Source organism: Pseudomonas sp. Root562 (assembly GCF_001427125.1).
Lineage (GTDB): Bacteria > Pseudomonadota > Gammaproteobacteria > Pseudomonadales > Pseudomonadaceae > Aquipseudomonas.
Window position 1 is genome coordinate 367,741 of sequence record NZ_LMGK01000001.1, and the last position, 20,564, is coordinate 388,304.

Annotated in this window: 18 protein-coding genes; 16 read left to right on the plus strand and 2 right to left on the minus strand. The window is 60.3% G+C overall.

What is annotated here, in order from left to right:
- The 13 genes from waaC to ASD60_RS01755 all read left to right on the plus strand — a co-directional run bounded on the left by waaC (nucleotide 1) and on the right by ASD60_RS01755 (nucleotide 14,103).
- Nucleotides 1-1,062, plus strand: a complete 1,062-nt coding sequence (gene waaC, locus ASD60_RS01695; protein ID WP_056852323.1) for a lipopolysaccharide heptosyltransferase I — start codon at nucleotides 1-3, stop codon at nucleotides 1,060-1,062.
- Nucleotides 1,062-2,186: a glycosyltransferase family 4 protein gene (locus tag ASD60_RS01700; RefSeq protein ID WP_056852324.1), complete on the plus strand. Its 1,125-nt coding sequence runs from the start codon at nucleotides 1,062-1,064 to the stop codon at nucleotides 2,184-2,186. Before waaC ends, ASD60_RS01700 begins: the two co-directional genes overlap by 1 nt.
- Nucleotides 2,183-2,989, plus strand: coding sequence for a lipopolysaccharide core heptose(I) kinase RfaP (rfaP, locus tag ASD60_RS01705; RefSeq protein ID WP_056852325.1), 807 nt, complete (start codon nucleotides 2,183-2,185; stop codon nucleotides 2,987-2,989). The genes ASD60_RS01700 and rfaP overlap by 4 nt, the downstream gene beginning before the upstream one ends.
- On the plus strand, nucleotides 2,989-3,723 hold the full coding sequence (locus ASD60_RS01710; RefSeq protein ID WP_056852326.1) for a lipopolysaccharide kinase InaA family protein: 735 nt from the start codon (nucleotides 2,989-2,991) through the stop codon (nucleotides 3,721-3,723). The genes rfaP and ASD60_RS01710 overlap by 1 nt, the downstream gene beginning before the upstream one ends.
- Nucleotides 3,720-4,472, plus strand: coding sequence for a lipopolysaccharide kinase InaA family protein (locus tag ASD60_RS01715; RefSeq protein WP_056852327.1), 753 nt, complete (start codon nucleotides 3,720-3,722; stop codon nucleotides 4,470-4,472). Before ASD60_RS01710 ends, ASD60_RS01715 begins: the two co-directional genes overlap by 4 nt.
- Complete coding sequence (locus ASD60_RS01720) at nucleotides 4,472-5,923, plus strand: lipopolysaccharide kinase InaA family protein (protein WP_056852328.1); 1,452 nt, start codon at nucleotides 4,472-4,474, stop codon at nucleotides 5,921-5,923. The genes ASD60_RS01715 and ASD60_RS01720 overlap by 1 nt, the downstream gene beginning before the upstream one ends.
- Nucleotides 5,924-6,102: 179 nt before the next feature.
- On the plus strand, nucleotides 6,103-6,426 hold the full coding sequence (locus ASD60_RS01725) for a YceK/YidQ family lipoprotein (protein ID WP_442965960.1): 324 nt from the start codon (nucleotides 6,103-6,105) through the stop codon (nucleotides 6,424-6,426).
- 165 nt (nucleotides 6,427-6,591) lie between these two features.
- Nucleotides 6,592-8,349, plus strand: coding sequence for a carbamoyltransferase family protein (locus ASD60_RS01730; RefSeq protein ID WP_056852329.1), 1,758 nt, complete (start codon nucleotides 6,592-6,594; stop codon nucleotides 8,347-8,349).
- Nucleotides 8,333-9,463 (plus strand): glycosyltransferase, encoded by a 1,131-nt coding sequence (locus ASD60_RS01735; RefSeq protein WP_056852330.1) that lies wholly within the window; start codon nucleotides 8,333-8,335, stop codon nucleotides 9,461-9,463. Before ASD60_RS01730 ends, ASD60_RS01735 begins: the two co-directional genes overlap by 17 nt.
- Nucleotides 9,463-10,359 (plus strand): antimicrobial resistance protein Mig-14, encoded by an 897-nt coding sequence (locus ASD60_RS01740; protein WP_056852331.1) that lies wholly within the window; start codon nucleotides 9,463-9,465, stop codon nucleotides 10,357-10,359. Before ASD60_RS01735 ends, ASD60_RS01740 begins: the two co-directional genes overlap by 1 nt.
- 8 nt (nucleotides 10,360-10,367) lie before the next feature.
- A complete protein-coding gene (locus ASD60_RS01745; protein ID WP_056852547.1) occupies nucleotides 10,368-11,768 on the plus strand; it encodes a PIG-L deacetylase family protein in 1,401 nt (466 codons plus the stop codon).
- An 81-nt stretch (nucleotides 11,769-11,849) separates the two neighbouring features.
- The gene (locus ASD60_RS01750; RefSeq protein ID WP_056852332.1) at nucleotides 11,850-12,806 is read left to right on the plus strand and encodes a glycosyltransferase; all 957 of its coding nucleotides are present in this window, start codon (nucleotides 11,850-11,852) and stop codon (nucleotides 12,804-12,806) included.
- A 202-nt stretch (nucleotides 12,807-13,008) separates the two neighbouring features.
- The gene (locus ASD60_RS01755) at nucleotides 13,009-14,103 is read left to right on the plus strand and encodes a glycosyltransferase (protein WP_056852333.1); all 1,095 of its coding nucleotides are present in this window, start codon (nucleotides 13,009-13,011) and stop codon (nucleotides 14,101-14,103) included.
- Here the strand turns inward: ASD60_RS01755 and ASD60_RS01760 are convergent.
- Complete coding sequence (locus ASD60_RS01760) at nucleotides 14,098-14,703, minus strand: serine/threonine-protein kinase (RefSeq protein WP_056852334.1); 606 nt, start codon at nucleotides 14,701-14,703, stop codon at nucleotides 14,098-14,100. The genes ASD60_RS01755 and ASD60_RS01760 overlap by 6 nt on opposite strands.
- 108 nt (nucleotides 14,704-14,811) lie before the next feature.
- Between ASD60_RS01760 and ASD60_RS01765 the strand changes: the two genes are divergently transcribed.
- The 3 genes from ASD60_RS01765 (at nucleotide 14,812) to hldE (ending at nucleotide 19,419) form a co-directional block, all read left to right on the plus strand.
- A complete protein-coding gene (locus ASD60_RS01765) occupies nucleotides 14,812-15,984 on the plus strand; it encodes an O-antigen ligase family protein (RefSeq protein ID WP_056852335.1) in 1,173 nt (390 codons plus the stop codon).
- A 15-nt stretch (nucleotides 15,985-15,999) separates the two neighbouring features.
- On the plus strand, nucleotides 16,000-17,805 hold the full coding sequence (gene msbA / locus ASD60_RS01770; RefSeq protein WP_056852336.1) for a lipid A export permease/ATP-binding protein MsbA: 1,806 nt from the start codon (nucleotides 16,000-16,002) through the stop codon (nucleotides 17,803-17,805).
- 189 nt (nucleotides 17,806-17,994) lie between these two features.
- Nucleotides 17,995-19,419, plus strand: a complete 1,425-nt coding sequence (hldE, locus tag ASD60_RS01775; protein WP_046819873.1) for a bifunctional D-glycero-beta-D-manno-heptose-7-phosphate kinase/D-glycero-beta-D-manno-heptose 1-phosphate adenylyltransferase HldE — start codon at nucleotides 17,995-17,997, stop codon at nucleotides 19,417-19,419.
- 161 nt (nucleotides 19,420-19,580) lie between these two features.
- Here hldE and ASD60_RS01780 read toward each other — a convergent pair whose 3' ends face one another.
- The gene (locus tag ASD60_RS01780; protein WP_056852337.1) at nucleotides 19,581-20,546 is read right to left on the minus strand and encodes a hypothetical protein; all 966 of its coding nucleotides are present in this window, start codon (nucleotides 20,544-20,546) and stop codon (nucleotides 19,581-19,583) included.
- Nucleotides 20,547-20,564: the final 18 nt, after the last annotated feature.

Here is a 20,564-nt window from a genome sequence, read left to right on the forward strand (position 1 = left end):
TTGCGGGTACTGCTGATCAAGACGTCATCGCTGGGCGACGTGATTCATGCGTTGCCAGCGCTGACCGATGCTGCGCGGGCGATCCCCGGCATCAAGTTCGACTGGGTGGTGGAAGAAGGCTTCGCCGAAATCCCCACCTGGCATCCGGCGGTGGGCAAGGTGATCCCGGTGGCAATCCGGCGCTGGCGCAAAAACCTCTGGCAAACCATCAAGAGCGGCGAGTGGAAGCGTTTCAAGCAAAGCCTGCGCGCCACGAAATACGATTTGGTCATTGATGCCCAGGGCTTGCTGAAGAGCGCCTGGCTGACTCGCTATGTCAAAGCCCCGGTGGCCGGCCTGGACAAGTCGTCGGCCCGCGAGCCGATGGCCGCGCGTTTCTATGATCGACGCCTGGCGGTTGCCCGTGGCCAGCACGCGGTGGAGCGAGTGCGTCAATTGTTCGCCATCGCCCTGGGCTACGACCTGCCCAAGGGCTTGGGCGACTATGGCCTGAGCGTCGAACGCCTGGTGGAGTTGCCGCGCAAGAATCCCTACGTACTGTTCCTGCATGGCACGACCTGGGACACCAAGCACTGGCCTGAAGCCTATTGGCGCGAGCTGACCGAGCGTGTCGGTTATCTCGGTGTCGGGGTGAAACTGCCTTGGGGCAACGCGGTGGAGAAGGCGCGCGCCGAACGCATCGCTGCCGGTTTCAAGCACGCCGAAGTGCTGCCCAAGCTGAACCTGGCCGGCGTCGGCAAGGTGTTGGCCGGGGCTCAGGCGTGTGTGGCGGTCGACACCGGTCTTGGTCATTTGGCCGCTGCACTGGATGTGCCGACCCTGTCGCTCTTCGGTCCGACCAACCCGGGCCTGACCGGCGCCTACGGCAAATCGCAGATCCACCTGGCCAGCGATTTCCCTTGCGCACCCTGCCTGCAAAAGAAATGCACCTATCAACCGACGGCCGAAGATGCCCGTCAGTTCGACCTTGAGCGCGAGTGGCCGTTGTGCTTCACGCGCCTGAATCCCGAGCGGGTCGCCAGCCGACTGAGCACGTTGCTACTGGCTGAGGAGCTGCGCTGATGCAATTGGCATTTGTCCTGTACAAGTACTTTCCCTTTGGTGGCTTGCAGCGCGATTTCATGCGCATCGCCCTGGAGTGTCAAAAACGCGGGCACCAGATTCGCGTCTACACGCTGATTTGGGAAGGCGACGTGCCGCCGGGTTTTGAAGTGCTGGTGGCGCCAGTCAAGGCATTCTTCAACCATCGTCGCAACGAAAAGCTCAGTGAATGGATGGAAGCGGACCTGGCCAAACGCCCGGTTGATCGTCTGATCGGCTTCAACAAGATGCCGGGGCTGGATGTGTATTACGCCGCTGACGGCTGCTTCGAAGACAAAGCGCAGAACCTGCGTAACTCGCTGTATCGTCGCTGGGGCCGCTATCGCCACTTCGCCGAATATGAGCGCGCGGTGTTTGCCAAAGACGCGAAGACTGAAGTGTTGATGATCTCCGAAGTCCAGCAGCCGCTGTTCATCAAGCATTACGACACGCCGCTGGAGCGTTTTCATCTGCTGCCGCCAGGCATTGCCCAGGATCGCCGCCGCCCAGCCGATGCCGACGAAATTCGCGCCGGCTTCCGGGCCGAATTCAACCTCAAGGACGATGAACTGTTGCTGGTGCAGATTGGCTCCGGGTTCAAGACCAAGGGGGTTGATCGCAGCCTCAAGGCGTTGGCGGCATTGCCCGCTGATCTGAAGAAACGCACACGGCTGTTTGTAATCGGCCAGGACGACCCCAAATTGTTCCAGATGCAGAGTGCGACGTTGGGGCTGGGCGACAACGTGACGTTCCTCAAGGGCCGCAGCGATATTCCGCGTTTCCTGTTGGGGGCCGATCTGTTGATCCATCCGGCCTATAACGAAAACACCGGTACCGTGCTGCTTGAAGCGCTGGTGGCCGGGTTGCCTGTGCTGGTCAGTGCGGTGTGCGGTTACGCCCATTACATTGCCGAGGCCGATGCTGGCCTGGTGCTGGACGAACCCTTCGAGCAAGCACAGCTGACGCAATACCTGACCGGCATGCTCAACGACGCCCAAGCACGGGCGGCCTGGAGCCGCAACGGTTTGGCGTTTGCCGAGACGGCTGATCTCTACAGCATGCCGCAGCACGCGGCCGATGTGATTCTGGCGGAGCACGCTAAATGAAGTTGATGCTGGCTGAACCGTTCAAAAGCCTCTGGGCCGGACGCGATCCGTTCGCCGAAGTCGAGGGTTTGCAGGGCGAGGTGTACCGCGAGCTTGAAGCGCGCCGGACCCTGCGCACTGAAGTGAACGGCAACGGGTTTTTCGTGAAGATCCACCGCGGCATTGGCTGGGGCGAGATCTTCAAGAACCTGCTCACCGCCAAACTGCCGGTACTCGGTGCAGGCCAGGAGTGGAAGGCGATCCAGCGCTTGCAGGAAGTCGGCGTGCCGACCATGACCGCCGTCGCTTATGGTGAGAAAGGCAGCAATCCGGCCGACCAGCATTCGTTCATCGTCACTGAAGAGCTGGCGCCGACGGTCAGTCTCGAAGACTTCAGCCTCAACTGGATCAAGCAGCCGCCCGAGCCGAAGCTCAAGCGCGCGCTGATCGCCGAAGTGGCACGCATGACCGGGATGATGCACCGCGCCGGGGTCAACCACCGCGACTGCTACATCTGCCACTTCCTGCTGCACACCGACAAGCCGGTGACGGCCGATGACTTCAAGCTGTCGGTAATCGACCTGCACCGCGCCCAGACGCGTCCGACGATCACTGCCCGCTGGCGCAACAAGGATCTGGCGGCGCTGTATTTTTCCGCTCTGGATATCGGCCTGACCCGTCGCGACAAGCTGCGGTTCCTCAAGGGTTATTTCCAGCAACCGCTGCGGCAGATTCTCAGCGAAGAAGCCGGGCTGCTCAGTTGGCTCGAGGGCAAGGCCAACAAACTCTACGACCGCAAACAGCGATACGGGGATGCGCTCTGATGGCGGGTTGGACACTGGAGCCTGAATACAGCGATCTGGCAGAGGACTTCGGCAGCCTCGAAGCGGTGTTTGCGCTTCAAGGCGAGCGATTGACCCGTGATCCGCTGTCGGAAGTCATCCGCGTCCAGCGCAAGGGCGTCAACTATTACGTCAAACGCTACGTGGGCGCAGGCAAGGGGTTGCGCCGTTATCTGGGCAAGCCTCGGGTGAAAATGGAGTGGCAGAACCTCAAGCGCTTCGCCAAGTGGGGCATTCCCACCGCCGAGGTGGTGGCCTGGGGGCTGGAGCGTCGCGGCATGGCTTACGATCGCGGGGCGATGATCACCCGCGAACTGCCGCATACCGAAGACCTCTCGGCCCTTGCCGAACGGCACGACCCCAAGCTCGCGGACCGCGCGTGGGTCGATACCATCAGCCGCCAGCTGGCCAGCTACACCCGGACCATGCACGAGCATTGTTTTACCCACAACGACCTGAAATGGCGCAACCTGCTGGTCGACGATCAGCCCCAGCTGTTTCTCATTGACTGTCCCAATGGTGATTTCTGGAGCGGTTTCTGGCTCAAGTACCGCATCACCAAGGACCTGGCGTGCCTGGACAAGGTCGCCAAATATCAGCTGTCGGCCACTCAGCGTCTGCGCTTTTACCTGCAATACCGGCAACGGGAACGGCTCAATGCCGCCGATAAAAAACGCATCCGGCACGTGGTGAGATTTTTCGAGGGACGCGAATGACTGATTTTCTGGCCGCTGAAGACCGTGCGCTGCTCGAACGCCATGGCCTCGGCACGTTCGATGCGCTGTGGTCCCGGCAACTCGAGGCCGTGGACGAACCCAACACCGTTCGCGGTGGCTGGAGCAGCGTGTTTCGACTGGACCTGGAAGGTCATGGCTTCTATCTCAAGCGCCAGAGCAACTATCAGATGCGCACTTTGCACGCGCCGTTCGGCGAGCCGAGTTTTGCCCGTGAATTTCGCAACATCAGCCGTTATGAAAAACTCGGCATTCCGGCGCTGAAAGCGGCGTTTTTCGGCGAGCGCAAAGTTGATGGCGAAGTCCGCGCTGTGCTGCTGACCCGGGCACTGGACGGCTGGGATGATCTGGATTCGCTGCTGCGCCGCTGGTCAGAGCTCGGCGAGGCGCAACACGTGGCCATTCTGCAAGCCTGCGGCCGTCTGGCGCAGCGCCTGCATGGCAGGCGTCAGGTGCACGGCTGCTTCTATCCCAAGCACATTTTCCTGCGCGCCAACGGCGACGGCTATCAGGCGCAGTTGATTGACCTGGAAAAGACTCGGCCACTGCTGTTCGGCCAACGGGACCGGGTCAAGGATCTGGAGCCATTACTGCGTCGAGCACCCGAGTGGAGCGAAGCGCAGTTGCGGGTGCTTCTGGCCGCCTATCTGGATCAGGCTCAGGACAGTTCGCTGATCGACAGCTGGCTGACACGTCTGACTGCCCGGCGCAGCCATAAGGGGAAAGCTTGATGCGTTTGTCCGAACTGAAAAGCGCTGGCCGCAGTCCGACGCTGCCGTTGACTCTTTCCCTGGCCGACGCGGCCGGTCCGGCCGATTTGCAGCTACTGAGCCTGCTGCGAGTGTTGCCGGGGCAGCGTTACGTGGGCGCCGGTGTCTGGCGTGGCCGCCCGGTGCTGGCCAAATTGCTGGTCGGCAGCAAGGCTGCACGGCATTTTCAACGGGAACTGGACGGCGTGCGTTTACTCGCTGCCCAAGGCTTGACCACGCCGCTGCTGTTGGCCGACGGCCTTAAGGAAGGCGAGGGCGGCTGGCTGTTGTTCGAGTTTCTGGAAGGCGCTGAAAGCCTCGGCGATGCGTGGCAGCGAGTTGAAAGCTTGCCCGTGTTGGCCGACGAGCAATCAGCGGTTTTGGCCGAAGCCTTGGGTGCCATTGGCCAAATGCATCGCAAAGGCCTGTGGCAGGAAGATCTGCATCTGGACAATCTGCTGCGCCAGGGCCGTCGGCTCTATCTGATCGACGGCGCCGGAATCTGCAGCGAAACGCCTGGCCAGCCGTTGTCGCGGCAAAAGGTCCTGGAAAATCTCGGGGTGTTCTTTGCCCAGTTGCCACAATCGTTGCAGCCGTTCACCGAAGAGTTGCTGGTCTACTACCTGCTGAGCAATGGCGAACATGCCTTGCCCATGGAAGCGCTACAGAAGCAGATCGACAAAGTCCGCAACTGGCGCCTCAAGGATTTTCTGAACAAAGTCGGCCGTGAATGCACACTGTTCAGCGTGCAGCGCGGGGCGTTCGGCTTGCGGGCGATTCGCCGCGAGGAAGAAGCGGCCATGCTGCCGGTGCTGGAGCGGGCCGATGAGTTGCTTGACCAAGGGCATCTGTACAAGACCGGCGGCGCGGCGAGTGTCGGCAAAGTCCAGGTCAATGGTCGCACGCTGGTGATCAAGCGCTACAACATCAAGGGCTTTGCGCACTGGCTCAAGCGTTTCTGGCGCCCGAGCCGGGCGTGGCACTCCTGGCGCGAAGGCAATCGCCTGGCGTTCTTCGGCATCGCCACGCCCAAGCCGCTGGCGCTATTGGAAAAGCGCTTCCTCGGGTTGCGCGGTCGCGCCTACCTCATCACCGAGCATCTGTCGGGGCCGGACATCATCGAGCGCTTTGCGCCCTATGTGGAAAGTGGTGATGCGCCGGAGTCTGAGCTGGCAGCGCTGGATCACTTGTTCGCCGAGCTGATTCGCGAGCGCATCAGCCATGGCGACTTCAAGGGCCACAACCTGTTCTGGCAGCAGGATCGCTGGGCACTGATCGATCTCGACTCGATGTGCCAGCATGGCTCCCTCGCCAGTTTCGTACCGGCGTATGCACGGGATCGCGCGCGGTTCATGCGCAATTGGCCGGACAGTAGCGCGCTTTATCAAGTCATCGATGGGCGTCTGCCCAAAGACATCGCCAGCGTTTCCTGAATCGGGCCTTCGGTCCTGTCGCGGGCTTGCCCGCGATGGGATCGGACCAGCCAAATAAGATCAGGGACAAGTTCTTGTGAACCGTCCTACGCGATCTTCGGAAGCCATGAACTGTGGCCCGGATCGGCCCGATGCTAGTTTGCCCTGACATTTGCGGAGGGCGGACTTTGACAATAAGAATGGCAGCTGCTTCAGGCGCGATTTCGCTGGCATTGGCGGGATGCGGGACCGCTGCGACGGTGCTTCAGGACGATGCTGACGCCGCGCAAGGGTTGCGAAAGCAAAAAACCTATTGCCAGTCGATACCGCGGGTCTACAGCGGTCTCGCCCATGATTTCTGCGTATTGAATGCGCCACCCGATCCCACGGGCTTCCTCGTGCCATTCATTCTGCTGGACCTGACGTTGTCCGGCGCTCTGGACACCGTTGTCTTGCCCTACACGATTTACCGGCAAAGCGTGGACGGCAATATCCAGATCTATTGGCGACCCGTGCGCGGTTAAACAGCGGCAAGTCGACTTCCGAAAAGGCTTGCCGGTTGCCGCTAGAGGTTTGCCGCAGCTTTTACGCTATAATCCCGCCCTTTAGCTGTCTCTCGCCCCTTGCGAGGGCACATAAATTTTTGAGGCGCATTGCGCCTGCACGCAGACTAAAGAGGCTAGACCCCTGTGGCATTGACGATTCTTGGCCTGTCCGGCGCCCTTAGCCATGATCCTTCCGCAGCCCTGTACATCGACGGCAAGCTGGTCGCGGCGGCTGAAGAAGAGCGCTTCGTGCGCGATAAACATGCAAAGAACCGCATGCCTTATGAATCGGCGAAATTCTGCCTGGAACAGGCCGGTATCAAACCTTCCGACGTTGATGTGGTGGCCATTCCGTTCGCCCCGATCAGCCTGTTCGGCAAGGCTCGCTGGCACTACGCCAAGCGTTACTGGTACGCGCCGGACCGCGCCCTCGATGCAATCCTGATGGGCAACCGTCGCTACAAGCGCTATCGCAACAAGATCGTCTGGTGCCTCGAGCAACTGGGTTTCGATCCGAAAAAAATCAAGATCGAGCCGGTCGAACACCATCTGGCTCACGCCTCCAGTGCCTACCACTGCTCCGGTTTCAAAGAAAAAACCGCGATTCTCGGGATCGACGGCAAGGGTGAGTACGCCACGACGTTCTTCGGTTACGGCGAAAACGGCAAGATCCACAAGATCAAGGAATTCTTCGATCCTGACTCCCTCGGCGGCCTGTACGGCGCAATCACCGAGTTCCTCGGTTTCGAGATGCTCGACGGCGAGTTCAAGGTCATGGGCATGGCGCCGTATGGCGACGCCAGCAAGTACGACTTTTCGCGCCTGGCCTCTTTCGAAAACGGCGAGCTGGTGATCAACACCGATTACGCCAACGTCATCGGCCTGCGTCGCTATAAAGAGAAGGGCAAGGGTTTCTACTTCTCGCCGAAGCTGATCGAGTGGCTGGGTCCGAAGCGCGAAGGCGACATCGCCGACGAGCCATACATCCACTACGCCGCCAGCATGCAAGCGCTGTTCGAGAAGCTGGCGTTGCAGATGATCGACCACTACCTGGGCGACGTACTCAAGGAAACCGGCAAGCTGGCGTTCGCTGGCGGCTGTGCCTTGAACGTCAAGCTGAACCAGAAAATCATCGCCCGCGACGACATCAAAGAGCTGTTCGTCCAGCCTGCGTCCGGCGATGCCGGTACTGCCGTCGGCGCTGCGGCTTATGTGTCCCACGCCCGCGGCGTTCCGGTCGAGAAGATGGAACACGTCTACCTTGGCCCGTCTTACAGCAATGAAGATGTGATCGCCGCCTGCGCCCGCCATGAGAACAAACCTGCGTGGCGCAAGCTCGACAACATGCCGGAGCAGATCGCCAAAATCATGGTCGACGGCAACCCGGTGGCCTGGTTCCAGGGCCGCATGGAGTTTGGTCCGCGTGCACTGGGCGGTCGTTCGATCATTGGTTGCCCGAGCGTGCCGGGCGTGGCCGATCGCATCAACCACCAGATCAAGTTCCGCGAGCGCTGGAGGCCTTTCTGCCCGTCGATGCTCGACACCGTGGCGCCACAGATGATCAAGATCGATCACCCGGCGCCGTTCATGACCTTCACCTTTGAAGTGGCTGAAGAGTGGAAAACCCGCGTGCCGGAAGTGGTCCACGAAGACGGCACTTCCCGTGCCCAGGTGCTCAAGCGCGAATACAACCCGCGCTACTACGACATGATGAAAGCGCTGGAAGTACTCACCGGCAACGGCGTGTCGCTCAACACTTCGCTCAACCGTCGCGGTGAGCCGATGATCTGCTCGCCGACGGACGCCTTGAACATGTTCTTCGGTTCCGATCTACAGTATCTGATCATGGAAGACATCCTGGTGGTCAAAGAGGGCGCGAACGCATATGACACGCTCGGCTGAACGCCATGTGTTGCAGTTCTGCCACGGCTATGACGGGCCGTTTCTGGACTGCGCCCGGCAGTACGCCAGCCTGTTCGCGGGGACCGGTTATCGCGTGACCACGGTGTTTCTCACCGGGGTCGCCGACGCCGAAGTCGCCGCGGGATGCGCCTCTGATGAAGTGTTGTTCATGGAATACAGCTCCAGAGCCATTCGTGGCCTGAAGCTGGGCGCCATTGGCGATCTGCGCAAGATCGCCGCTTCGCGCAATTTCAGTTTCTGCATCGCCCACCGCTTCAAACCCATCTACATCGCCTTGCTGGGCACTTCGTTGCCGGTGATCGGCGTGCACCACGCGTTTGACGATTACAAGCGCGGCACGCGCAAGCTGTTCGCTCATGTTTTCCGCAAGCGCCTGAGCCTGCTCGGGGTTTCCGATGCCGTGCGCGATGACATGCGCCGCTGCCTGCCGAAGTGGCCGGCGACGCGCATCCAGACACTTTATAACCGCATCGATGTGCCGGCGTTGCAGGCCAGCCAGGTTTGCGCGCGTGAGGCACGGGAGATCCTGGGGTTGTCGGCGGATGCCTGGATCGTCGGCAACGTCGGTCGATTGCACCCGGACAAAGATCAGGCCACGTTGCTTGAGGGCTTTGCCGCAGCGCTGCCAGGGCTACCCGCCAACAGTCAGCTGGTGATTCTCGGCAGCGGGCGTCTGGAGCAGGATCTCAAGGCGCAGGCTCGTGAACTGGGGATTGGAGACCGCGTGTTGTTCCTTGGCCAGGTGCCAGAGGCCCGACGGTATTTTCGTGCCTTCGATGTTTTTGCCTTGAGTTCCGATCACGAACCTTTCGGCATGGTGCTGCTAGAGGCCATGGCTGCTGGTGTACCCTTGCTCGCCACCGCATGTGGTGGGGCGAAGGAAGTGGTCGAAGGCGTGGGCATTCTGTTCCCGCTGGGCGATGCCGAACATCTGGCGCAAGGGCTGAAGCACCTTGCCGCGATGGACGATCAACAACGTCTTCAGTGTGCCGAGCTGATGCTGGACCGCTTGCGCGAACGCTTTTCCGACCGCGCGGTGCAGGATGCTTTCTGGCATTTGCCACACGTTATCGAACTGGCACCGAGGGGCTGATGCTCAACAGATTTCAAGGCTGGCGCGAACGTGGCTGGTCGGTAGCCGATGCCTCGATCTATGCCGAGGTCTGGCAACGTTATGGCGGCAGCGTCGCGACTCACCCTATGGTGGTTGAACGGTTGGCGCAGTTGGCTGGTATTCCGGTGCGTTACCTGGCCTGGGAGCATGAGGGCGAGGTGAAAGCGGCGATCCCGACCTGGGGGCGCGATCTTGCCTTGTCCAAGGATGTGCTCAAGCGCAGCGGTAAAAAAGGCTTGTTCGACCTTGGCAACGCCGAGATCATCCTGCCGGCTGCGGCCGATGCCCAAGCGCCTCTGCGCCATCGCGGGCGTTACCTTTCGGCACTGAACGAAAGCCGTTTCACCGGCATCAAGTTGCAGGCCGAACAATTGGCCATGGCCCGCGCTCCCGAAGAACTGTCGAAGAAATTTCGCTACAACCAGCGCCGGGAACTCCGGTTACTGGAAGAGGCGGGCGGTGTGGTACGCCCGGTTTCGGATTTTTCCAGTAGCGAGCTGGCGGCCATTTATTGCGACCTGTTCCAGCGCCGCTGGGGTTTTCCGGCGACCGGCGCCGAGCGCATGGCTGAAGTCATCGAGTTGTTGCGCGAGTTGCTGATCGGCTCGGTGATCTTCCTCAACGATGCAGCGATTGCCATTCAGCTGGTGTACCGCGTCGAGACGCCGCAGTGGATCAGCGTCGAGTACATCAATGGTGGCGTCGACCCTGAAACCCGCGAGTTCAGCCCTGGCAGCGTGTTGAGCTTCCTCAATACCCAAAGCGCCTGGGAGCATGCACGGGCACTGGACAAGCCCTTGCGCTTTTCCTTCGGTCGCGCCGACCGGGAATACAAGGATCGCTGGTGCAACCCTGTTCCGGTCTTCACCGTATGAGCCAAGCCATGAGCCGCAAACAACAACTGCTCAAGCGCCATCGGCGCAACAAACGCATCGGCTTGTTGATCGCGCTGGGAATGTTGATTGTCATGGGCCTGCTGGTGGCCTGGTGGCTGCCGCTGGTGCTCGCAGTCCTGGGCTGGATTGCCCATGAAGCGTGGTTCGCCGACCACCTGTTCTATTCGCCCAACGACGATTACCAGTACAGCTTCCCGCCCTACACGCCGCAACCGAAAGTCCACCTCAATGGCGATCGCCTGCGGTTGGACGATGGCGTCATGTTGGTCGAAGACGCGACGCTGGTGCTGGCGTTGCGGGTCAAAAGCACCTGGCTGGGGCGTTTCCTTGATCCTGTGGTCGAACTGGCTGGTGGTGACAATCCGGATCGGCTGACCTTCGAGCGCGGTGTAAACGGCCTGCGTTATCTCAACCTCAGTGGCCAGGCACAGGTCCTGTCCCAAGGCGAGCTCCGCCTGCGCGGCCGTTTTTGCCGCCTGCTCGGCGAGCCGGTGCTGTGGGCGATCGAACATCCGGATTACCGTCGCCAACGGGTGATGGTCATTGCGCCTCATGCCGATGACGCGGAACTGGCAGCCTATGGCTTGTACAGCCAGGCGGATGAAGCCTGGATCGTCACGCTCACCGCCGGTGAAATCGAAGCCGAACACTACCAGCAGATGGGATTGGACAAAGTCCAGGCTTCGCGGCTCAAAGGCCGTTTGCGAACCTGGGACAGCATTGCAGTGCCGCGTTGGGCTGGCGTGGCCGAAAGCCGGTGCGTGCAATTGGGTTATTTCTGCCTGCAACTGGCGACCATGCAGGCTTCGCCTGCTCAGCCGGCGGGCTCGCGCGAAGCGGATTTGAGTGATACCCGGTTGTTTCGCCAGTTGAACCCGTTCGCCTTGCCGGGCGATGTCGATGGCGCGCCGACCTGGAACAACCTGCTGGCCGACTTGCGAGAGTTGCTGCTGCGCGCGCAACCGCAAGTCATCGTGCTGCCGCATCCGACACTTGATCCGCATCCGGATCATATTTGCGCTCATGCCGCGGTTCTTGAAGCCTTGCAAGGGCTCGACTGGCAGCCGACATTGCTGGGTTACGCCAATCACTTGCATGACAACGATCGCTGGCCCATGGGCAATAGCGGTACCGGCGTGGCGCTGCCACCGGTGTTTGATCCTGCCTCGCTGCTGCATCCCTATTGTCTTTTACTCACGCCGGCGCAGCAGCGCGACAAGGCCATGGCGCTGGCAATGATGCATGACTTGCAGCCGCCAGCCCCGTTCAAGCGCCGGGTGCGCCGGGTATTGCAGCGGTTGCTGGCCGGGCGCCGCGGTTCGCCCTACGGTGAGAACGAATTTTTTCGCAAGGCTGTACGTCGCCATGAGCTGTTCTGGCATTTGTAGGATTGCGTGCGTGAAGCGCCCCAGCTGCGAGCAGGGGTATGTCAGAGGTTGCTCGGTTTGCCTGTTGCGGCAAGGAAGACGATGAAAGTTTTGTTTCTGGTGCAGAAAGATCAGCGGGCTATCCTGGACCGTCTGTACGAGGGCGTGGCCGCCCATTGCGAGTGCGACCTGCGGTGGCTGAGCAGCGATGAGCAGCGCAACCTGCGCCGCTATTTTCGACGCGAAGTCGATGTGGCGCAGTATGACCGGATCGTGTTTTTCCTGCGCTTCAAGCAGGAGATCCGCCAGGTCGGATTTATCCGCACGATCCCCAATCTGGTGATCCTCGAACACGACGCCTATCAGAACTACATTCCTTGCAAGTACACGGGAAAGTTCAGCGCACATTACCGCAAGCTGCCCTGGGCGCGAGTCATCAGCTCAGGTTTCGTCGTCACCGAAAGGTTGCGCAGCGAAGGGTTCGATGCGGTATTCGTGCCCAAAGGCTACGACCAGACCCAGCTTGAAGATCAAGGGCGTGAGCGCGATATCGAACTGGCCTTCGTCGGCAGCACCAACAGTGTCGCCTACAGCGGGCGCAAAGCCTTGCTCGATGAGTTGGCGGGCGTCGAACCCTTGGTGGTCACCCGCACGAAATCCGGCGAGGAATACCGCGACACCCTCAACCGCATCCGCTACTTCGTCAGTGCCGATGTCGGTATGGGCGAATTCATGATCAAGAACTTCGAGGCCATGGCTTGCGGTTGTGTATTGCTGGCGTATGACCAGGGCGAGGCGGAAAGCCAGGCACTGGGTCTGCTGGACATGCAAAACGTGGTGTTCTACCAGAACATCGCACAACTTCAGCAAAAGCTCGCGCTATTACGCAGCGACCCGGAACTGGCTCAGCGCATTGCCCGTAACGGTCGCGAACTGGCGGTCAGCCAGTTCAGTTTTGCACGCATCGGTCAGCGAATCGTCGAGGAGCTCGAGCCGGCATTGCGTGTTCGCGCGCCCTTGAGCCTGCTGGAAAAAGTCCGTCTGAAGTTAGGCATTTGACGATGTGTTACCCGGCCATTGGCATTGCTGGCGACCTCCATTTCTTTAGGGGTCAGGTGCAGTTATCCATGGAAAACGACATCGCATCGGTACACCGAGCGTGCGTTCCTGTTGGCGGTTGCTATGGTGAAGTTGTGGTCGGTTCATCCCCTGAGCGCCGTACGGCTTCTCTAAAGCACTCCCTGTCCCGGCTTTTCACCCTATGAGCATTGTTAACGTCATGTGGGCCAGCGGCGCTCCGTTTGCCTCGACTCACAAGGTGCACCAACAGATATTGTCCCAGGTCCCGGCCTCTGTACCGATCGAAACCTGGCTGCTTCAGGGGCATGCCTCGGAGTGTGGAGTGGCGGTCGGCAAGGTGCGGGAGTGGGGGCTGACCTCTGCGCGACTGAAAGGGCGACACATCTGGCGACTGGCCCGGCCCTGGATGCACTACAAATTGCAGAGTGCGCTCAAATCCAGCGATGCGCGCGTACTGTTGCTTGATGGCCTGGGCGTGGCCCGGGCACTGTTGCCCTGCATCGAGACCATGCCGCACTTGCGTGCGGTAGTGGTTTTCCATGGTTCGACGCGGCTTCACGCAGCGGATCGAGCGCTCTTCCAGCGGTTCCCGGCGTCCCGGCTGTCGGTGGTTGCTGTGTCGCAAACCCTCGCGACGTCATTGAGCCAGGACCTGCAACGGCCAGTCACGACACTGCGCAGCGCTTTTGATCCCACGGCCTGGCGTTCTGCCCTGCTCACCCGGGAACAGGCGCGTTCCCGGTTGGGCTTGCCTGTGGATAACACATCGGTGCTGGGTGCCGTGGGACGGCTGGTTGGGGGAAAAGGTTTTGCCTGTCTGATCGATGCTTTCGCGGCAGCATTGCTTGAACGACCGGATCTGCGCTTGGTGATTGTGGGCGAAGGTGTTGCCCGTGCCGAACTGGAAGCGAAAATCCACGCGGCAGGGTTGCGCGGCAAAGTCTTTTTGCCGGGTCATGTGAGTGACGTGGGGCAGCTCTATCGAGCATTCGACTGGGTGGCGATGCCGTCGCTGAGCGAAGGCCTGGGGCTGATCCTGCAGGAGGCGGTCATGGCCGGGGTACCGGTAATCGCCAGTGAACTGGATGTGTTCCGTGAACAATTGGGCGATGCCGGCTGGTATGCCCCTGTCGAGGATGTGGCTGCCTGGCGCGACGCGATTGCCCGGGCGTTCAGTGCCAACGCTCAAGCGATCGCCGCAGAGCAATATCGTGCACTTGCCCCGGACCAGGCCTGGCGGGATTTCAGCCAGGCTTCCCGGGCATTGCTCTCATGAAGCGAGCAGTGCCTGTTCGAGGGCTTTCATCGGAAAGCTGTCGTTCAGGTTTTCCCGTGCAATATAGCGAGCGAAGTGCTGCAGGTTGCGCTTGACTAGATGACGGGACAGCGGTGCGCGCAGAAAGCGCATGTCCGCCACATCAATCAGGCCCATGCGGTTATCGGGGGTGACCACGATATTGCCCAGGTGCAGTGAGCGGAAATAAATTCCCGATTCATGGAGACTTCTTATCAGGCCCACCAGGTCCGGCAAGGCCTGCGGCCAGGTGAATCCTTCCTTGTTGGCGATCTGGCGCAGGGTCTCGCCTGGCAATGGCTGGTAAAGCACCGCCGTCATGCCTGGCGCTTGCAGTCGGTAGTACTGCAGGACCTGCAAAGTCGGCACACCGAGTTTTTGCAGTTCTACGGCGTTGTCGATGAATCGCTTGGAATAGGGACGAAACAGCGCAGAAGAAAAAATACGCTTGCGGCGGAACAGTTTCAGAATATTCCCATTCTGCAACAGGTAGACTTTCGGCCCAAAGCTGTCGGCTTCCAGTACTCTGGCGCCTTCAATCATTTGATTTAGAGCGGCTTGTGAAAGCCGAGAACATTGCATCGTAGAAAGCCTTGTTGGAAGACGGGCGTTGTGACGGGCAATGATGCCGAAAAGTTTCAGCTTTAACCATGCCGGGCGGGGTGGGTGACGTTTCTCAGGGGTAATTTGATGCAAGAAAAACGCTGGGCGCAAGTATGGATGACGATAGGTCTGCTTTGGTTCCTGTTGGCCATCGCCGTCGCGCCTACCAACAAGATCTATCAACAAGGTTTGGTCGCATCGGTCTGGCTGCCGGCACTGTTTTTTTCATGGTCCGCGCGAGCCCGGCTCCGGGAGTTATTCCATCAGCAACGCTGGGTCTATCTGCCGATGCTCGGGCTTCTGGTGTGGTCTCTGATCAGTCTTGCCTGGACGAACGCTCCGGACCTCGCTCGCGAGGCCAAGCGTTTGCTCTACATCGTGGTGTTCCTGATGTTCTTCCCGATATTTGCCAATGGCCAGCCTGATCGCGTGATCCGCATCATGCAGTGGGGTGGGCTCGGGTTGGCGCTGACGGCGCTCATCGCCATCATCAAGTTCTATGGCGTGGATGGAAACATTTGGAGCGCACGCCTGGAGGGGTTGGGTGAATTGGCTCATCCGATCCTGGGCGGGTATGTCATTGGGCTGGCTGCGGTCTGGCTGGCTTTCTGGCCTCCGGCCAGCGGCAAATTGCAGGTGCTCTGGGTGATTGCTCTGGCCCTGCTTTGTGCATTCGTGATGCTTAGCCAGAGCCGTGGCGCCGGGCTGGCGTTGTTTTTCACGATACTTGCCATGCCGGTTTGGAGCAGTGACCGACGTAGCCGCATCATCGCAGCGGCAGCATTGATCGTGGCGGTCATGGCAATCTGGTTTTTCGAATCGTTCGTCGTGGCGCGCGGAGTGTCTTATCGTCCGCAAATCCTGATAGCCAGTCTGCAGATGATCAGTGAGCACCCATGGCTTGGCCTCGGCCTTGGCGGTGACTACCGAGTGTTTGCTTCAGGTGAGTACTTCAATCATACGCATAACCTGTTTACCCACGTGGCTCTCGAATTGGGGCTGCCAGGGTTGCTGTTGTGGTGTTCGATCTGGCTTGCGGTGCTGTACGAGGCCTGGAAAGCCCGGGAGACGCTTTATGCCAAGGGAATCATTGGCATCTGGGTGTTCTCGACGCTGGCCATGCAATTTGACGCCGCCAGCCTGTCCGGGACCCCGAGGCCCGAATGGTTTATAAGCTGGTTGCCCGTGGGGCTGGCCAGTGTTCTGGTATGGGCACGGGCCAACTCCGGCGCCTGTGATAAAATTTCACGTTCCATTTAACCAGTGAGCCCTACGATGAGTGATGCACCGCCTGAAGCGGGACAGGATTCCAGCCTGAAAATCTACCTTCGGCTGTTGGGGTACGTGAAACCCTATATCGGTCTCTTCCTGCTGAGTATCGTAGGCTTCGTGATCTTTGCCTCCACGCAGCCGATGCTGGCCGGGATTCTCAAATATTTCGTCGATGGCCTGAGCAACCCTGAAGCGGTGCTGTTCCCTACAGTCCCTTACCTGAAGGATTTGCAGCTGCTGATGGCCGTGCCGTTGTTGATCATCCTGATCGCGGCGTGGCAAGGCCTCGGTTCGTTTCTCGGTAACTTCTACCTGGCGAGGGTATCGCTAGGGCTGGTGCATGACCTGCGCGTCGAGCTGTTCAACAAGCTGCTGGTGCTGCCCAACCGCTATTTCGACACCCACAACTCCGGGCATCTGATCTCGCGCATCACGTTCAACGTGACCATGGTGACCGGTGCCGCCACCGATGCGATCAAGGTCGTGATCCGTGAAGGCCTGACCGTGGTTTTCCTGTTTGCCTATTTGCTGTGGATGAACTGGAAGCTGACCCTGGTGATGCTGGCGATCCTGCCGTTGATTGCTTTGATGGTGGGTAGCGCCAGCAAAAAATTCCGCAAGCAGAGCAAGAAGATCCAGGTGGCCATGGGTGATGTGACCCACGTGGCTTCCGAAACCATTCAGGGTTATCGCGTGGTGCGCAGCTTCGGCGGCGAGACTTATGAAGAGCGTCGCTTCGCTGCCGCAAGCCAGGGCAACACCGAGAAGCAGTTGCGCATGACCAAGACCGGCGCGGTCTACACGCCGATGTTGCAACTGGTGATCTACACCGCCATGGCTGTGTTGATGTTCCTGGTGCTGTTCCTGCGCGGTGATGCCACCGCCGGTGATCTGGTGGCCTACATTACCGCCGCTGGCCTGCTGCCCAAGCCGATCCGCCAGTTGTCGGAGGTCAGTTCGACCATCCAGAAGGGCGTCGCCGGTGCCGAAAGCATTTTCGAGCAACTGGACGTCGAGCCCGAGGTCGACAGCGGCACGGTCGAGCGAGACCGCGTCAGCGGGCATCTGGAGGTGCGCAACCTCAGCTTCACCTACCCTGGAACTGACCGTGAAGTGCTGAAAAACATCAACTTCACGGCGGCGCCGGGGCAGATGATTGCACTGGTCGGCCGTTCAGGGAGCGGCAAGTCGACCCTGGCCAGCCTGATTCCGCGTTTCTATCATCACGACATTGGCGAAATCCTGCTCGATGACGTTGAGATCGAAGACTATCGCCTGCGCAACCTGCGCCGGCACGTGGCGCAGGTTACCCAACACGTGACGCTGTTCAACGACACCATTGCCAACAACATCGCTTATGGCGACCTGGCTGGCGCGCCGCGCGAAGACATTGAAAAGGCTGCCACGGATGCCTATGCGATGGACTTCATCTCGCAGATGCCTGAAGGCCTCGATACTCAGGTCGGAGAAAACGGCGTGCTGCTGTCCGGCGGGCAGCGTCAGCGTCTGGCGATTGCGCGGGCACTGTTGAAAAACGCGCCATTGCTGATCCTCGACGAGGCCACTTCGGCCCTCGACACCGAGTCCGAGCGCCACATTCAGGCGGCGCTGGACCAAGTCATGAAAGGGCGCACCACGCTGGTCATCGCTCACCGTCTGTCGACCATCGAAAAAGCCGATTTGATTCTGGTGATGGAGCAGGGCCAGATCGTCGAACGCGGCACCCACGCTCAACTGCTGGCGCAAAACGGCTACTACTCGCGTTTGCATGCGATGGGGCTGGACGCGCCGGCTGAAGACATCGCCTGAAATAATCTTTTGCAGGGCGTTGCCCTGGCTGCGATCTTTTGACTTTGTTTTTAAAGATCAAGAGGTCGCAGCCTCGTTGCTCTCTACAGTCCTGCCCTCGCGAATTTATCCCGATGCAGCCGTCGCACAAGCCTGCGGCAACCCTGTGTTAATATCGCGCCCCTGTTCATTTTGTATGTGGGTTGCTCCATGAAGTTGTCCATGCCGCGATTCGATCAAGCCCCTGTCTTGGTGGTCGGCGATGTCATGCTCGACCGTTACTGGCATGGTGGTACCTCACGGATTTCCCCTGAGGCGCCAGTACCTGTAGTCAAGGTCGAGCACATCGAGGACCGTCCCGGCGGTGCCGCCAACGTTGCGTTGAACATTGCCGCCCTTGGCGCGCCAGCCTCGCTGGTTGGCGTGACCGGCGACGATGAAGCCGCCGACAGTCTGGTCAATAGCCTCAAGGGTGCAGGTGTGCGGGCGTTGTTCCAGCGCATCGCGCATCAACCGACCATCGTCAAGTTGCGGGTCATGAGTCGGCACCAGCAATTGCTGCGTATCGACTTCGAAGAACCGTTCGCCACCGACTCGCTGGCGTTGTCGGTGCAAGTCGACGAATTGCTCGAAGGCATCAAGGTGCTGGTGCTCTCCGACTACGGCAAGGGTGCGTTGAAAAACCATCAAGTCTTGATTCAGGCAGCTCGTGCCCGTGGCATTCCGGTGCTGGCCGACCCCAAGGGCAAGGATTTTTCGATCTATCGCGGTGCGAGTCTGATCACACCGAACCTCAGCGAGTTCGAAACCATCGTTGGCGGTTGCGCCGATGAGCACGAGCTGGTGAGCAAGGGCGCGCAGTTGATGCACGACCTGGACCTTGGCGCCTTGCTGGTGACCCGTGGCGAACACGGCATGACCCTGTTGCGCCCGGATCATCCGGCCCTGCACCTGCCGGCTCGCGCCCGCGAAGTGTTCGACGTGACCGGCGCCGGCGACACGGTGATTTCCACCCTGGCGGCGGCGATTGCTGCCGGCGAGGAACTGCCGCATGCGGTGGGCCTGGCCAACCTGGCCGCGGGCATCGTGGTCGGCAAGCTCGGTACGGCGGCGATCAGTGCGCCGGAACTGCGTCGCGCCATCCAGCGTGAAGAAGGTTCGGAGCGCGGTGTGCTGGGGCTCGAGCAATTACTGCTGGCCGTCGACGACGCCCGTGCGCACAACGAGAAGATCGTGTTCACCAACGGTTGCTTCGACATTCTGCATGCCGGCCACGTGACTTACCTCGAACAGGCGCGCGCCCAAGGCGATCGCCTGATCGTAGCGGTCAACGACGATGCGTCGGTCAGTCGCTTGAAAGGGCCGGGTCGTCCGATCAACAGTGTCGACCGACGCATGGCCGTGCTGGCCGGGTTGGGTGCGGTGGACTGGGTGATCAGCTTCGCCGAAGGCACCCCGGAAAACCTCCTGCGCGAGGTCAAGCCGGACGTGTTGGTCAAGGGTGGGGATTACGGGATTGACCAGGTGGTGGGCGCGGACATCGTGACTGCCTACGGCGGCACCGTGAAAGTGCTGGGGCTGGTGGAAAACAGCTCCACTACCGCCATTGTCGAGAAAATCCGCAAGTCCGAATAACGCGTGATCACTGTGGCGAGGGAGCTTGCTCCCGTTCGACTGCGAAGCGGTCGTAAAACCATTGAATGCGATTTGCCTGGTGCAACTCGATTGCAGGTTTTAGGGTCGCTCCGCGACCCAACGGGAGCAAGCTCCCTCGCCACGGCAGCGTCCTGATCAGCCTATCGTGCAGCCTTGCGCGGTACGATCTTCTTCAGCAGTTGCTTGGCCTTCCCGCGCAGTCGCGCCAGGCCTGAATCCTTCGCCGGTGGCGTCAAGCCTTGCTGGCGGACCCAGTCCTTCCAGCGAATGCGCTCATCCCTCACCAACCAGCCTTCCTGCCGGGCAAAGCTCTCGGCCAGAAACAACCCGCGCGTGCTCGCCGGGTACAGTTGATCCTTCTTCAAGGTATAGAGCTCGGCCAACGGGTGGCCGTCCTGCAAAGGCATCAAGTACAGATCGGGCCGCTTGCGATCCAGTCGAGCCACCAGTTGATCGCCTTCCAGCCGTTCGTCGACGTGGAACAGACTCAGGGATTTGGCTTCCTTGGGCACGTCCAGGCGCAAATCATAGATCAACTGCAACGATGCCGTCGGCAGGTGCACATAGGCCCGGGGCCGCTCAATCAGCTGCAGGTTGGCGCAACGCACCGGCCGCGCCGAGCCGGACAGTGGCGACAGGCGAAACGGCAGGGCTTCGCGGTAATGCAGAGCAGACGAGTAGGGCGCGGGCAACCATGTGTCGTTGAAGCGCCCGCCGAGCCAGCCTTCCGGGGTTTCCAGCAGGCATTCTTCGGCAATCTCCTGGATCGCCGTGTGCAGCGGCAGGTTCAGCTCGTGGGCCGGCACGTAGCCGGAAATCAGCTTGAGCACGACGTCCCCGCGATCCTGGCGACGCTGACGCACCAGTACCCAGTAATCGCGATTCTGCCAATGCAGCGTCAGGCGCACCGAAACGCCGAGGTTGGCCAGTTCCAGGGCAAAGCGCTCGCTGTCGGCGACGGTGACCGGGCGGCGACGTTGCAGGGTCTGGGAGAAGTTCAGCGGCCTGCCGACGCTCTGGTAACTCAGGCCTTCGGGAGTCGCTTCGACGAATAACGGCAGGGTCTTGAAGTTGCTCGGATTCTTTCTAATGAGCGTACGCGGCATGTCGGCTCCTGCTTTAGG